This is a genomic window from Streptomyces sp. NPDC001732, from assembly GCF_053596315.1.
The window spans coordinates 52062-66927 of record NZ_JBSFFY010000011.1 but is presented as its reverse complement, the minus strand read 5'-3'; the positions used below and the strand labels follow the sequence as shown (position 1 = coordinate 66927).

Below are 14866 nucleotides of genomic sequence, written 5' to 3'. Positions count from 1 at the left end.
ACGGGGCACCACTGACAACGGCGATCACTCCCGGCCTCAGGAGGAGGGGTGCAGCGGATTGGGAACGGTCCCGTGGATGGCGGCGTGCGGGCGTTCGGGGCGGTCCCGGTACCCGTCGACGTGCAGGCGGTTGCGGTTGAGGCAGAGCCGCTCGATCCGGGGGACGAGGAGGTCGAACACCTCGAACCGCTCCTTCAGCTCGGGGAAGCGGGCGTGGTACCGCAGGATCTCGGCCCGGACGAGTGACCAGAAATCGGCCTCCGGGACACCCAGCTGTTCCTCGCACAGCGGGGACAGGAAACGGAACACCCCGACGAACAGTCCGGACTGGATGAACTGGGTGAGGAAGGAGGGTTCCTCGGTGAGCAGGATGCGGCGCACGTCCTCGGGCATCGACTCGTGCTCCGGCAGCGGCTGGGCGCTGATGTTCACGTCGTCCACGAAGTCCTTGATCGCCAGGCGCACCGGCACGTCCCGGTCGTCGAAGACGACGATGGCGTTCTCGCCGTGCGGGGAGAAGACCGTGCCGTAGCGGTAGAGGAAGTGCAGCAGCGGCGGGAGCAGCGCGGCGAACAGCCGGGTCAGCCAGGCGGTGGGAGTGAGTCCGGAGCGGGCGACGAGCTCCGCGGTGAAGGCGCGCCCCCGCGAGTCGGTGTGCAGCAGCGAGGCGAGGGTCCGGGCCCGCTCGCCCGGTGCGAGCCGGGGCTGGAGGGGTTCGCGCCAGATCGCGCCGAGGATCTCCTTGAACTGGTACGGGGCCTCGGGGAGGCGGTCGTAGAGCGGGTGCTCGACCGTGACGGAGGCGACCTCGCCGAGCAGGACGACCCCGCAGGTGTCACGGAGGAAGGCGTCCTGGTCGCGCAGGCCCTGGACCCAGGTGGTGACGGCGGGGGCCGCGAGGGTGCGTTCGGTCGGCAGTCCCCGCCAGACCAGCGTGTTGAGGATCGACAGGGGCAGCTTGACGGTGTGCCGGTCGGTGCGGGTCACGTTGGAGAAGGTGCGGATGGACTGCTGCGGGAGCCGGAGGTCCGGGTCGGCGGGGAGCGGCACGATGTCGTCGGCGGCGATGGCGGGGGCGAAGACCGGGACGATCCATTCGTCCCACTGCCAGGGGTGCACGGGGAGGAAGAGGTAGCCGTCCGGATCGAGGCCCCGGCCGCGCAGCGCAGCGGCGAAGGAGTCGCGGACCGCCGGATCGAGTTCCCGGGTGTACAGCCGCTCGGGATCGGCCAGGGCGTCCGTCCCGCGGTAGGCGGCGATCCGTGTGGAGACCGCGATCCACGGGAGCCGGACCGGGTTGCGGGCCTCGGGGGTGTGGCGGGAGGCGTCGGCGGCGGAGAGGCCGAGGCGGCCCTTGTTGGCGACGAGCCAGGGGTGGCCGGTCTGGTGTCCTTCCAGCTCGGCGTAGTCGAGTTCGGCCAGCCGGGCCGCGGGGAGCGCGGTGTGGTCGAGCCGGGCGTCGGCGGTGAGGGTGGTGGTGATCTCTCGGATGAGGTGGCCGAGGGTGGCGCCGTCGATGTCCAGGAGGTGGCGGGCCCGTACGAGGAACCGCAGCGGGTCCCGGAACGGGACGGGGCCGGTCTCTCCGTTCCCCGGCGGTGCGCCGGGCGCGTCCGGGGCGCGGTCCGCGTCCGCCGGGTCTCCCGGGACGCTCCCGCGCGTCTCGACGATCGACTCGGGGTCGACCCGCCAGCTGTCGTACACGCCCCGGCGGGCCCTGAAGGCGAGGGTGGCGCCGTCGTCGAGCCCGAGGGTGTAGATGTCGTCCCCGCCCTCCCGGGCGACCGGCTCGACGAGTTCCTCGTAGGCGAATTCGCCGAGCATCTTCGCGAGCAGCCGGGCGGCGGCCCTGTCCCAGACCGTCCGGTTCAGTTCCGGCGTGCTGAGCAGTTCGACGGACTCCGCTGAATCATGGCTCGTGGGATATTTCGGCACGGTAACTCCTCGGGACGGAACCGATGGGGTTCGGGCGGTATGAGTTGTGCGGCAGTTCGTTCACAGGTGGGCATGGTCGTTCACAGGTGGGCACGGTGGGCACGGTCGCGGACCATCAGGGCGGCCCGCTTGTCGGGAAGTTCGAGTTCGGCGGAGAAACGGAATCCTGCGCTCAGGAAGGCGGAGACCGACGGGGTGTTGCGCAGGTCGGGTTCCGCGACGACCCGCGCGCACTGCGGACGGTTGTCGAGCACGAGGTCGGAGACGGCCCGCAGCAGGGTGGTGCCGATGCCGCGTCCGCGGTTGTCGACGCCGCCGATGAGCAGGTGGATTCCGGTGTCGTGCGGTCGTGCGGGGTAGTGGCGAGCCAGCGGGTCGAGGTCCGCGCGGTAGATCTCCCAGTAGCTCATGGGGACGCCCGCAAGCACGCCCAGGCACGGGACGCTGCGTCCGTCGCCCTCGATCTGGGGGCGGAGGTGGTCGGCCGTGACGGTCTCCGGTCCGGCGAGTTCCCAGAAGGCCGCGACGGCGGGGTCGTTCATCCAGCGGCTCAGCACGGTGAGGTCGCGCTCCAGGCGCACCGGGACGAGCTGGAACACTCCGGCCGGGGTGGTGACCGGCCGCCAGTCGGCCGGGTGGTCGAGCAGGTCGGACGAGCCCTCCCCGCTCGCGGCCGGCCGGGAAACCGACGCGCCCGCGCCGTCCGTTCGGGACGACGCGGGCGCGTCCGGCGCCGGTGGCGGGGACGAGGTCGCGGTGGCCGGTGTGTCCTCCCCGAACAGATTGAGGAGTTCTCCGGAGAGCGGCAGGTCCAAGGTGTCCTCGGCGCCCGTGTCGGCCTGGTCGGCGGAAACGGGGCCCGCGTCGGCGTGTGCATCGGCGGGAGCCACGGTGTCGCTCTCCTCTCGGCGGTTCAGGCGATGGTCATGTTCCCTCAGGCACACAGGGGGTTGGCAATGGTGACGTAGACGGACTGGGTGTCCACGGGGCCGACGAGTTCGTCGAGACCGTGCAGCCGGGTCAGCAGGTTGGCCTTGCACCTCAGCCGGGTCTTCTCCAGCAGCTGCGCGGGCAGCGGGGAGCCCAGGGCGGCGGCCGAGCCGAGGAACCTGCGGAAGGCCGCGACGAGTACGCGTTCGTCGGCGAGCCGCTGGGCACCGAACGCCCCGATCAGGCCGAACACGTTGTTGATGCCGAGGTAGTAGGCGAAGCGTTCGTCGGTGACCTCGTCGGAGACGAAGGTGTCGCTGGCCGATCCGATGCCGGGGAGCCGGTGTTCCAGCGCCGCGCGGTGGGACTCCCGGAAGTAGTAGCCCTGGTTGTCGCGGTAGCGGCCGCCGACGGGCCAGCCCTCCGGGTCGAGGAGCACCAGGGTGTTCTGCTGGTGGGCTTCGAGGGCCACGCCCGCGTGCCCGTCGAGCCAGAGCACCGGGCGTACGACGCGGTCCAGGTAGCGCAGGAACCACTCGGCCGCGACCTCCGGTACGGCCCTTCCGGTGGCGGTGGCCAGGGAGAGGACGGTCTCGGCGAGACGCGAGCGCATCCCCGTCCTGCCCGGCCACGGTCGGGGGGCGGTCAGCGCGGCGATGCAGACCGCGTCGTCGTGCCGTCCGAAGGGGTTGTGGCGGATCATCACGTCGAGCCCGGCGACGGGGGTGCCGTCCACATAGTCGACGGCGAGCCAGGCGGGATCGCGGACGATGTCGAAGCCCGGGTGGGCCGCGTGCCACTGGGTGGCGAGGCCGCTGCGGAGCAGCCGGTGCACCTCCACTCCTCGGTGGAGTTCCTTGCGGAGGTTCTCGCGGCGGGAGTTGGTGATGCGTACGCCGAGGGAGAGCTTGAGCATGAACTCGGCGCCGGGCCGGTGCACGGTGCGGACGGAAGAGGTGGGGTGCCAGCGCTGCCCGTACGGGCCCAGGTCGTAAAGGACTCCGGCGTCGAGCAGGGCGGCCACTTCGGGGCGGTGGCCGAGTTCGCGGGCCTGCCAGGGGTGGAGCGGGATCGGCTCGGTGGCGACGGGGAGGCGCAGCCCTTCGGCATAGGGGGCGATCAGCTCCGCGGCCGGCACGGGGCGTCCTCCGTCGGTCCAGGCGGAGTCGTCGTCCAGCACGGACCGGTCGACGGCCATCCAGTGCAGTTGGAAGGACCCGTGCGACTCGGGCGAGTAGCGGTGGGATTCGGAGTCGGAGAGTCCCTCGCGGCTCTTGGGGGTGGGGTGGAGCGGGTGGCCGAGGAGCAGCGACTGCTCGGCGGTGAGGAAGAGGTCCGCTCCGGCGGGGGCCTCGGGGGCCCGACGCCGTTCCGCGACGAAGCCGGCGGTCCGCCGTACCGAGTCGGCCACCCGGGCCACCAGGTCGGCGCCCTCGTCCCGGTCGGCCTCGCGGCCCAGGAGCGCGGCGATGGTGACGGCGTCGGCGATCGGGGCTCCCTCGGGCGCCCCTTCCAGGACCGGTGCCCCGAAGCGGTGCCAGCCGGTGGCCGACCAGTAGCGGACGGGGACGAGCAGGGCCGTTCCGCTGGCGGGGAGGGGGATGCGCAGGGTTTCCCCGTCCGGCCGGGGCAGGTCGCACTCCCGGACCCAGCAGCGCAGCAGGTTCTCGGTGCCCGCGGCGTCGGCGGCCCGCCGCGGGTCGGGGTGGTCGAGGAGGTCGGTCGGTACCGCGTCGGCGGCCGTCGCCCCCGGCAGGTACCACTCGTCGTACGGCGCCGCTTTCTGGCACGGCACGGTGGACTGCTCGATGACGAGGTTTCCGGCGGGGCCGGCCTGTCCTGGCTGCGGGGTGGGGGAAGGGCCGTCGGTGTGGGGGGCGGAGGTGGGGTTCACGGCGGTCTTTCTCGTGAGGGTGTCCGGGGTCAGCGGACCGACCCGGTCGTGATCCGGCGGAGCGACAGCCGCTCGGCGGCTGCCAGGGCATCGGCGAGGCGGTCCACGACCGCTGTTGCCTGTTCGTCGGTGAGGGTGAGGGGCGGCAGGAGGCGTACGACGGAACTGTGGCGTCCGCCGAGTTCGACGATGAGTCCCCGGCGCAGGCACTCCTGCTGGACGGCCGCGGCGAGGACCGGGGCGGGCGGTGGTTCGGGGCCGTCGCCGGGTGCGGCGGCCCCGGGGTCGACCAGTTCGACCCCGAGCATCAGGCCGCGTCCTCGTACGTCGCCGACGGTCGGGTGGTCGGTGGCCAGCGCCTGGAGGCGGTCGAGCATGCGGGCCCCGAGCGTGGCGGCCCGCTCGTCCAGGCGGTTCTCCCGTACGAAGGCCAGGGTGGCCGTGCCCGCCGCCATCGCGAGCTGGTTGCCCCGGAAAGTGCCGGCGTGGGCGCCCGGTTGCCAGGTGTCGAGCCCGGAGCGGTAGACGATCACGGCGAGCGGGAGGGAACCGCCGATGGCCTTGGAGAGCACCATCACGTCGGGCACGATCCCGCTGTGCTCGACGGCCCAGAAGGCGCCGGTGCGGCCGACGCCCGTCTGGACCTCGTCGACGACGAGCGGGACGGACCGGGCCGCGGTGATCTCCCGCATCCGGCGCATCCAGCTGTCGGGGGCGGGGTTCACGCCTCCTTCGCCCTGGACCGGTTCGAGGATCATTCCGGCCGGCGGGGGTGTGCCTCCCTTGGGGTCGTCCAGGAGGTTCTCGGTCCACCGGGCGGCGATCTCCGCGCCGCGCTCGCCGCCGATGCCGAAGGGGCAGCGGTAGTTCTGCGGGAAGGGCAGCCGGGTGACCCGTACGTCCTCGGCGCCGCCCGAGGCGGCGAGGGCGCCCGCCGTCATCCCGTGGTAGGCACCGGTGAAGGCGAGGAGTCCGCTGCGACCGGTCGCCCTGCGGACCAGCTTGAACGCCGCCTCGACCGCGTCCGTCCCGGCCGGCCCGCAGAACTGGATGCGGGCGTCGTCGGCGAACTCCTTCGGCAGCGTGGCGAAGAGTTCCGTGGTGAAGGCGTCCTTGACCGGGGTGGCCAGGTCGAGCACGTGCAGCGGGGCGCCGGAGTCGAGGACCTTCTTGATCGCTTCCAGGACGACCGGGTGGTTGTGCCCCAGCGCCAGGGTGCCCGCGCCGGAGAGACAGTCGAGGTAACGCCGTCCGTCCGCGCCCTCGATGGTCAGCCCCCGGGCCCGCACCGGCACGATCGGCAGTGAGCGCGCGTAGGTACGGGCGGCGGATTCGCGCAGCGACTGGCGGCGCAGGATCCCCTCGTGCGCCGCCGGTGCGGCCACCGGAGCTGGTTCGGTCACGGCCACTGCTGTCGGTCCTCCCGTTGTAACAGTTGCGTTGCACATCCGTGCGTCGGCGCACGGACGGACTACGGGGATGAACGCCGTCCCGGGTTCCCCCGCCCGTACCAACGACGCCGAGCGCGCCGGATCACGGGTAAATCGGAAGATCCTCGTGGCGGCGGAACCGCGGACCTGCCGCACGCCGTCCCCCTCGGCACCGGCATAGTGGGGGCCGCACAGGATCCCGGACACCTTTTCGGGAATCCGCAGGATGTTCTGAGCGGGTGGCTCGGAGCAGTACCGCAGTGCAGTACAGAAGTGTTGAGTTACGAAGTCCCAGGGGGATCACCACATGCGACTCATTCGACCGGCCCGCGCAGCACGCCGAGGGACGGCACGTCGCCGGTCCTCGGTGCTCGCCGTTGCCGCGGTCACCACCGTCCTCGCGCTCACCGCCACCGCCTGCGGGCCGGAGGAGGACAACGCGGGCGGCGAGCAGAGCGCCTCCACCGGCCGGTCCTCGGATGGCGGGATCACCATCCCGGACGATCTGAAGAACCGGCTCAAGGAGCACGGGATCGACCCGGACAAGTGGCGGAACGGCGAGTGGAAGAACTGGGACAAGGACAAGTGGCTGCGCGAGGCCAAGGACTTCGTCAACCCGATCATCGAGGACCTCTGGGACCCGGACCGGATGCGGGACGCGGACAAGGCGCCCCAGAAGCCGGTGGACAACGACATCTCGGGTGACAGGGGCGTCACCGACCCGACGCCCGCCCCGGTCCGGGCCGCCGGGGTGGAGACCCCGTACCACGCCAGCACCGCGGAGTCCGGGAAGCTGCTCTTCGACGGCCCCAAGGGCTCCATGGTCTGCTCCGCGACCGTGGTGAAGGACCCGGCGCACCCGGGGAAGTCCAACCTGGTGTGGACCGCCGGGCACTGCGTGCACGCGGGCAAGGCGGGCGGCTGGTACCGCAACATCGCCTTCGTGCCCTCGTACAACAACGACGGTCTCTCGCTGGCCGAGCTGAAGAAGGCGACCAGGGAGCAGATCGCCCCCTACGGCGTCTGGTGGGGTGTCTGGGCCCAGACGTCCGAGCAGTGGATCTCGCAGGGCGCCTCGACCGGCGGGCAGGGTGCTCCGTACGACTTCGCCGTGCTGCAGGTCGCGCCGGAGAAGGGCTCGACGGGCAAGTCCCTGGAGGAGACGGTGGGCTCCGCGCTGCCCGTCGAGTTCAACGCCCCGGCCGTGCCGAAGATCGAGAACATGACGGCGACCGGCTTCCCGGCCGCTCCGCCGTACGACGGCCAGAAGGCGTTCCAGTGCTCGGACAGGCCGGGCCGACTCTCACTGACCACGCAGGACCCCACGATGTACCGCATCGGCTGCACCATGACCGGCGGTTCCTCCGGCGGCGGCTGGGTCGCCGCGGGCCAGGACGGCAAGCCCGCGCTGGTCTCCAACACCTCCATCGGTCCGGTCACGGCCGGCTGGCTCGCCGGACCGCGGCTCGGCAAGGAGGCCGAGGGCGTCTACGAGGCGGTCAGCAAGAAGTACGCGGGACAGTGACGACGGTCCCGTCGCCCGGACCGGTCCGGGCGACGGCGACGGCATCTCGGGGCCCCGGCGCGGCAGTTGTGCGCCGGGGCCCCGGCACGTGGACCGCTCCTCCCGGCCCCGGCACGTGGCGGGGAGCACCTCCGGAGCCGTCATAGGGTGGGGCTGCGCCTTCGTGGCCCTCGGGCCCGGCCGCCTCTTCACGTGACAAGTTCATGGCAATTTCAGCGTTTTCAGGGGGAATTACTTCCATGCGATCCATACGTCCGCTGCTCGCCGCGACCGGCATCGCCGCCGCACTCGCGCTGACGGCCACGGCCTGCGGGCCGGAGGAGGACAACGCGGCCGACAAGCCGTCCGCCGCCGAATCCGCGGGGGGCGAGACCAGCGGCGGCTCCCTGTCCGACGGTCTGGCCGAGCAGTTGAAGAAGCACGGCGTCGACCCGGACAAGTGGAAGAACGGCGAGTGGAAGAACTGGGACAAGGACAAATGGCTGCGTGAGGCCAAGGACTTCGTCAACCCGGTCATCGAAGGGCTGTGGAAGCCCGACCGGATGAAGTCCGCCAAGGACCCGGCGAAGACCATGGCGGCCGGCGACGTCTCCGGCGGCCAGGGCGTCAGCGACCCGGAGCCCGCCCCGGTGACGGCCGAGCGCGAGAAGACTCCGTACCACAACTACGCGGCCCCGGTCGGCAAGGTGTTCTTCGACTCCCCCGAGGGGTCGATGGTCTGCTCCGGCACGGTCGTCAAGGACCCGGAGAACCCGGGGAAGTCCAACCTGGTGTGGACCGCCGGGCACTGCGTGCACGCCGGCTCGAAGGGCGGCTGGTACCGCAACATCGTCTTCGTGCCCGCCTACAACGACCAGGGCAAGTCCGCCGCCGCGCTGAAGAACGCGCAGCCGCAGGAGATCGCCCCGTACGGCGCGTACTGGGCGGACTGGGCGACCACGTCCGGGGAGTGGATCACCGACGGCGGCCCCACCGGGGGCGAGGGCGCCCCCTACGACTACGCGGTGCTGCACGTGAAGCCGGAGCGCGGCACCAAGTCGCTGGAGGAGACCGTAGGCAACGCCCTGTCGGTCGGCTTCGACGCTCCCGAGGTCTCGGCGATCGGCGCCATGGGGGCCTGGGGCTACCCCGCCGCCCCGCCGTACGACGGCCTGATCATGCACAAGTGCGTCGACCGTCCGGGCCGGCTCTCCATCAGCCCGAGCACTCCGGCGATGTACCGCATCGGCTGCACCATGACCGGTGGTTCGTCCGGCGGCGGCTGGTTCATGAAGGGCCGTGACGGCAAGTCCGTGCTGGTCTCCAACACCTCCATCGGGCCGGTGACTTCGGGCTGGCTGGCCGGTCCCCAGCTGGGAGCGGGCGCCAAGGACGTCTTCACCACGATGACCGACAAGTTCGCCGACCGGTAACGGGACGGCAGCCGTACGCCCGAAGGCCCGCCCCTGTGCAGGGGCGGGCCTTCGGGTTCCGCCGGGTCGTGCGGCTGTGCGGTCAGTGCGCCACGGGGACGAACGAGGAGAGCTCCGCGGCCAGTTCCTCGTGCACCCGCGCCTTGAGCAGGGTGCCGTCCGAGGTGTGTTCCTCGGAGAGCACCTCGCCCTCGGCGTGCACCCGCGAGACGAGTCCGCCCTGGATGTACGGCACGAGCGCCTCGACCTCGACCGACGGCCGGGGCAGCTCGGTGTCGATGAGTTCGAGCAGTTCCTCGATGCCAGCGCCGGTGCGCGCCGAGACGGCGATCGCGTGCTTCTCGATGCGCAGCAGGCGCTGCAGCACCAGCGGATCGGCGGCGTCCGCCTTGTTGATCACCACGATCTCGGGCACGTCCGTCGCACCCACTTCGCGGATCACCTCGCGTACTGCGGCGAGCTGCTCCTCGGGCGCCGGGTGGGCTCCGTCCACCACGTGCAGGATCAGGTCGGACTCGCCGACCTCCTCCATCGTGGAGCGGAACGCCTCGACGAGGTGGTGCGGCAGATGCCGTACGAACCCGACGGTGTCGGCCAGGGTGTAGACCCGGCCGCCCGGCGTCTCGGCCCGGCGGACGGTCGGGTCCAGGGTGGCGAACAGCGCGTTCTCCACCAGGACGCCCGCACCGGTCAGCCGGTTGAGCAGCGAGGACTTGCCTGCGTTGGTGTAGCCGGCGATGGCGACCGATGGCACCTTGTTGCGCTTGCGCTCCTGGCGCTTGATCTCGCGGCCGGTCTTCATCTCCGCGATCTCCCGGCGCATCTTCGCCATCTTCTCGCGGATCCGACGCCGGTCGGTCTCGATCTTGGTCTCACCGGGACCACGGGTGGCCATGCCGCCACCGCCGCTGGAACCGCCGCCGCCCATCTGACGGGACAGCGACTGACCCCAGCCGCGCAGGCGCGGCAGCATGTACTGCATCTGGGCCAGCGACACCTGTGCCTTGCCCTCTCGGGACTTGGCGTGCTGGGCGAAGATGTCGAGGATCAGAGCGGTCCGGTCGACCACCTTCACCTTGACGACGTCTTCCAGATGGATCAGCTGGCCGGGGCTGAGCTCACCGTCGCACACGACGGTGTCGGCCCCCGATTCGAGGACGATGTCGCGCAGCTCCAGCGCCTTGCCCGAACCGATGTAGGTGGCCGGGTCCGGCTTGTCGCGACGCTGGAAGACGGCGTCGAGCACCTGGGCGCCCGCCGTCTCCGCGAGTGCGGCCAGCTCCGCGAGGGAGTTCTCCGCGTCGTGCACCGTTCCCGAGGTCCAGACGCCGACCAGCACCACGCGCTCCAGGCGCAGCTGCCGGTACTCGACCTCGGTGACGTCCTCGAGCTCGGTGGAGAGGCCGGCCACCCGCCGCAGCGCGGCGCGCTCCGAACGGTCGAACTGCTCGCCGTCCCGCTCTCCGTCGATCTCGTGGCTCCAGGCGACGTCCTCTTCCATCAGGGCGTCGGCCCGAAGGCTCTCGGTGAGGCTTTCGGTGACATTCTCCGTAGCGCTCTGCGCGTTCTGCGCGTCCTGGGGAAGGGAAGAAGAGGAGGTCATTGGATCCTTACGTCGTTGGAAAACCGGGGAAGTCCGGTACATCAGTCACAACGCGTGACCTCTCCCGATGATTCCCATCGTGGGGATCTCCGTTCCGGCCGTCGCGGCGACTCATCGATAGTGGCACGCGCCGCCGTGCCCGTCATCGGATTTATCGCTTCGTGGCGGGCTCGTCACTGTGCCAGTCCGGGTGGCCCGGCATCGGCGGCGTCTTCTCCCCGTACAGCCAGCCGTCGAGGAACGGGGTCAGGTCCCGTCCCGCGGTCCGTGACGCCAGCCGGACGAAGTCCTCGGTGGTGGCGTTGGAGTCCCGGTGCTTCCTCACCCAGCTCCGCTCCAGCCGGTCGAAGGCGTCCTTGCCGATCTCCTGGCGCAGCGCGTACAGGATCAGCGCGCTGCCGTCGTACACGACCGGCCGGAACAGGCTGATCTTCTGTCCGGGTGCCGGGGCGTACGGGCGGGCCGGCGGGCCGCCCGCGGCGCGCCAGCCGTCGGACCTGGTGTACGCCGCGCGCATCCGGTCCTCCAGCGGCCGGTCGGCGTGGTCCTCGGCGTAGCGGGCCTCGTACCAGGTGGCGTGTCCCTCGTTGAGCCACAGGTCGGACCACGTCTGCGGGGAGACGCTGTCGCCGAACCACTGGTGGGCGAGTTCGTGCACCATGACCGAGTCGACGTACCACTCCGGGTAGCCGGCCCCGGTGAACAGGGAGCGCTCGAAGAGCGAGAGCGTCTGGGTCTCCAGCTCGAAGCCGGTTTCGGTGTCGGCGATCAGCAGCCCGTACGTCTCGAAGGGGTAGCGGCCGACCTGCTGTTCCATCCACTCCAGCTGGGCGGGCGTCTTGCGGAGCCAGGGTTCGAGCCGCTCGCGGTCGGCGCTCGGCACCACGTCGCGCACCGGCAGCCCGTGCGGTCCGGTCCTGTGCAGGACGGTGGAGCGCCCGATCGTGACCTGGGCCAGCTCGGTGGCCATGGGGTGTTCGGTCCGGTAGGTCCAGGTGGTGTCGTCACCGTGCCGGACCGTGCCGGCGGGCAGGCCGTTGGCCACCGCGGTGAGGTCGTCGGGAGCGGTGATCCGGAAGGTGAAGTACGCCTTGTCGGCGGGGTGGTCGTTGCTCGGGAAGACCCGGTGGGCGGCGTCGGCCTGGTTGGCCATGGCCAGACCGTCGGCGGTGCGCACCCAGCCTCCGCCGTTCTTGTCGTCGTCGGGGTCGCTGGTGTGCCGGACGGTGATGCGCAGCGGCACCCCGGCCGGGAGCCTGCCCAGGGGCTGGACGACCAGGTCCTCGTCCTTGACGGCGAAGTCGGCGCGCAGACCGTTCACTTCGACCGCGCGGACGGTTCCCCGGGTGAAGTCGAGGTTGATCCGGTCCAGCTGTTCGGTGGTCCGTGCGTCGATCCTGGTGACGGCTTCCAGCGGCTTGCTGTTGTCGCCGCTGTAGGTCAGTCCGATGTCGTAGGCGAGGACGTCGTACCCGGGGTTGCCCAGGTGCGGGAAGAGCGGATCACCGATGCCGAGGGGCTGGGGCGAGGGGAGAGTGGCGGCGACGAGGGCGGCCGATGCGGTGGTCAGCAGAGTGGCCCGCAGGCGGCGGGAGATGAACGGCATGGACTACCGCTACCAGCGACTTCTCCCCCGGCGGGCGCGGCGCGCGCCGCGCCACCCGAACGGGGTCCCGGGCCGTGTCCTCGCGCTGCCGTCTGCCGGACGACGGCGGCTCGGGGACACCCCCGGTGGGCGGGCGGCGCCGCGCTCCGGGGTCAGACGATGACCGCCGGCTGCTGGGCGCGGCTCACGTCGTACACCCCGGGGACGTCGCGCATCGCGCGCATCAGGGCCGGCAGTCCGGCGGCGTCGGGGAGTTGCAGGGTGTAGGTGTGCCGGACGCGCTGCTCGCTGGGCGGTTCGACGGTGGCCGAGACGATCGCCGCGTCCGCCGTCGCGATCGCCTCGGTGAGGTCGGCGAGCAGCCGGGGACGGCCGAAGGACTCGACGACGAGGGTGACCCGGTCCTCGGCGGCGTCGCCCCAGCCCACCCCGACCGGCACCCGGCCCACGGACCGCATCCGGACCGCGGCGGGGCACTCCGGCCGGTGCACGGCGACGGCGCCGCCGCGCACGACGAAGCCGGTTACGGCGTCGGGGGGTACGGGGGTGCAGCAGCCCGCGAGGCGCACGGTGGCGTCCGGCCGGTCCGCCACGGCGCTCGCCGTGCGGCCGTCGGCCTCCCGCTGCTGGGGTCCGGGCCCGGGTTCCGTGGGGTCGGAGGGGTGCGCTGCCCGGGGCCGCGGCTCGTGGCCGGAGTGCGCGGGCCGGTCGTGGTGCGGGTCCTCGGCGCTGTCGGGGTGGGCGTCGAACCAGCCGGTGATGGCGATGCGGGCGGCGGGGGTCCGGGCGTGGTCGAGCCAGTCGGGCGAGGGGCCGGAGGAGGCGTCCTCGGCGAGCAGCAGTTGCACGGTGTCGCCGTCGCTCAGCACGGTGCCCAGGGTGGCCAGTCTGCCGTTGACCCGGGCGCCGATGCAGGTGTGCGCCTCGTCCCCGTACTGCGCGTAGGCGGCGTCGACGCAACTGGCCCCGGCGGGCAGTCCGAGCGTGCCGCCGTCGGTCCGGAAGACCGTGATCTCCCGGTCCTGGGCCAGGTCGGCGCGGAGCGTGGTCCAGAAGGTGTCGGGGTCCGGGGCGGACTGTTGCCATTCGAGGAGCCGGGAGAGCCAGCCGGGCCGGGTGGGGTCGGCGCGCTCCCCGTCCGCCGGTTCGGCGGCCTGGGGGCCGGTGCCGTTCTCTACGGCGTACGGATTGCCGAGGGCGATGACTCCGGCCTCGGCGACCTTGTGCATCCGGTGGGTGCGGATGAGGACTTCGGCGACCGCGCCGTCCGGACCCACGACGGCGGTGTGCAGCGACTGGTACAGGTTGAACTTGGGGGCGGCGATGAAGTCCTTGAACTCGGAGATCACCGGGGTGAAACAGGTGTGCAGCTCGCCGAGCACCGCGTAGCAGTCTGCGTCCTCGCCGACGAGCACCAGCAGTCGGCCGAAGTCGGTGCCGCGCAGTTCGCCGCGCTTGATGCCGACCCGGTGCACGGAGACGAAGTGGCGTGGCCTGATGAGGACTTCCGCAGTGATGTCCGCTTCCCGCAGCACCGTCGCGACGTTCTCGGCGATGGCCGCGAGGGGGTCCCGGGGGGATGTTCCGTCGGTGCCGGCCGCGCGCTCGGACGCGGCGATCAACGCGCGGGTGTGTTCGTACTCCTCGGGGTGGAGGATCGCGAAGACGAGGTCCTCCAGCTCGGTCTTGAGCGCCTGTACGCCGAGCCGTTCGGCGAGCGGGATCAGTACGTCGCGGGTGACCTTGGCGATCCTGGCCTGTTTCTCGGGGCGCATCACGCCGAGGGTGCGCATGTTGTGCAGCCGGTCGGCGAGTTTGATCGACATGACGCGGACGTCGTCGCCGGTGGCGACCAGCATCTTGCGGAAGGTCTCGGGTTCGGCGGCCGCCCCGTAGTCGACCTTCTCGAGTTTGGTGACGCCGTCGACGAGGTAGCAGACCTCCTTGCCGAACTGCTCCCGCACCTGATCGAGGGTCACATCGGTGTCCTCGACGGTGTCGTGGAGCAGTGAGGCGGTGAGGGTGGTGGTCTCGGCGCCGAGCTGGGCGAGGATCAGGGTGACGGCGAGCGGGTGCGTGATGTACGGCTCGCCGCTCTTGCGCATCTGTCCGCGGTGCGAGGACTCCGCGAGCACATAGGCCCGGTGCAGGATGGAGAGGTCCGCGTCCGGGTGGTGGGCGCGGTGGGCCTCCGCGACGTGACTGATCGCGTCGGGCAGTCGGTCGCGGGAAGTGGGGCCGAGCAGCGCGACCCGGCCGAGCCTGCGCAGATCGATCCGGGGGCGGCCCCGTCTGCGGATGGGGGCTTCTGGGCTGGTGGCCTCTGCGCTCATGGGGGGGGCACCTCCGGCGACGTCGACCGGCGGTGGGAAGGCGCGGTCGCGCGTCCGGGCCGGTGCTTGATGCTACCGAGCCCACCACGTGGCGGAGACCGGCTCTCGCCCAGCGTGAAACGGATCACCCATTCGAGCGAAGCTCCCAGGGCTTCCGTTTGGGTCATGGAGTGCTTTTGACCGTGTTCGGCCGATGCC

General features: G+C 71.6%; 9 protein-coding genes. 2 read left to right on the top strand and 7 right to left on the bottom strand.

What is annotated here, in order from left to right; all coding sequences use genetic code 11:
- Positions 1 to 36 precede the first annotated feature (36 nt).
- The 4 genes from ACWCXX_RS14390 to ACWCXX_RS14375 form a co-directional block, all read right to left on the bottom strand.
- A complete protein-coding gene (locus ACWCXX_RS14390) occupies positions 37 to 1935 on the bottom strand; it encodes an IucA/IucC family protein (RefSeq protein ID WP_451126930.1) in 1899 nt (632 codons plus the stop codon).
- A gap of 80 nt (positions 1936 to 2015) precedes the next feature.
- Positions 2016 to 2825: a GNAT family N-acetyltransferase gene (locus tag ACWCXX_RS14385; RefSeq protein WP_451126928.1), complete on the bottom strand. Its 810-nt coding sequence runs from the start codon at positions 2823 to 2825 to the stop codon at positions 2016 to 2018.
- Positions 2826 to 2869: 44 nt separating this feature from the next.
- Complete coding sequence (locus tag ACWCXX_RS14380; protein WP_451126926.1) at positions 2870 to 4759, bottom strand: IucA/IucC family protein; 1890 nt, start codon at positions 4757 to 4759, stop codon at positions 2870 to 2872.
- Positions 4760 to 4788: 29 nt separating this feature from the next.
- Entirely contained in the window at positions 4789 to 6168 is a 1380-nt protein-coding gene (locus ACWCXX_RS14375; RefSeq protein ID WP_451126924.1) for a diaminobutyrate--2-oxoglutarate transaminase family protein, read from the bottom strand.
- Positions 6169 to 6496: 328 nt separating this feature from the next.
- Here ACWCXX_RS14375 and ACWCXX_RS14370 point away from each other — a divergent pair, with 328 nt between their 5' ends.
- A complete protein-coding gene (locus ACWCXX_RS14370; protein WP_451126922.1) occupies positions 6497 to 7714 on the top strand; it encodes a trypsin-like serine peptidase in 1218 nt (405 codons plus the stop codon).
- Positions 7715 to 7953: 239 nt separating this feature from the next.
- A complete protein-coding gene (locus ACWCXX_RS14365) occupies positions 7954 to 9126 on the top strand; it encodes a trypsin-like serine peptidase (protein WP_451126920.1) in 1173 nt (390 codons plus the stop codon).
- Positions 9127 to 9208: 82 nt separating this feature from the next.
- Here ACWCXX_RS14365 and hflX read toward each other — a convergent pair whose 3' ends face one another.
- The 3 genes from hflX to ACWCXX_RS14350 all read right to left on the bottom strand — a co-directional run bounded on the left by hflX (position 9209) and on the right by ACWCXX_RS14350 (position 14668).
- Entirely contained in the window at positions 9209 to 10729 is a 1521-nt protein-coding gene (gene hflX / locus ACWCXX_RS14360; RefSeq protein ID WP_451126918.1) for a GTPase HflX, read from the bottom strand.
- Between the two features lie 151 nt (positions 10730 to 10880).
- Positions 10881 to 12335 carry a M1 family metallopeptidase gene (locus ACWCXX_RS14355; protein ID WP_451126916.1) on the bottom strand — a complete coding sequence of 485 codons (1455 nt, stop codon included), beginning with the start codon at positions 12333 to 12335 and terminating at the stop codon, positions 10881 to 10883.
- Positions 12336 to 12487: 152 nt separating this feature from the next.
- A complete protein-coding gene (locus tag ACWCXX_RS14350) occupies positions 12488 to 14668 on the bottom strand; it encodes a RelA/SpoT family protein (RefSeq protein ID WP_451126914.1) in 2181 nt (726 codons plus the stop codon).
- Between the last annotated feature and the right edge of the window lie 198 nt (positions 14669 to 14866).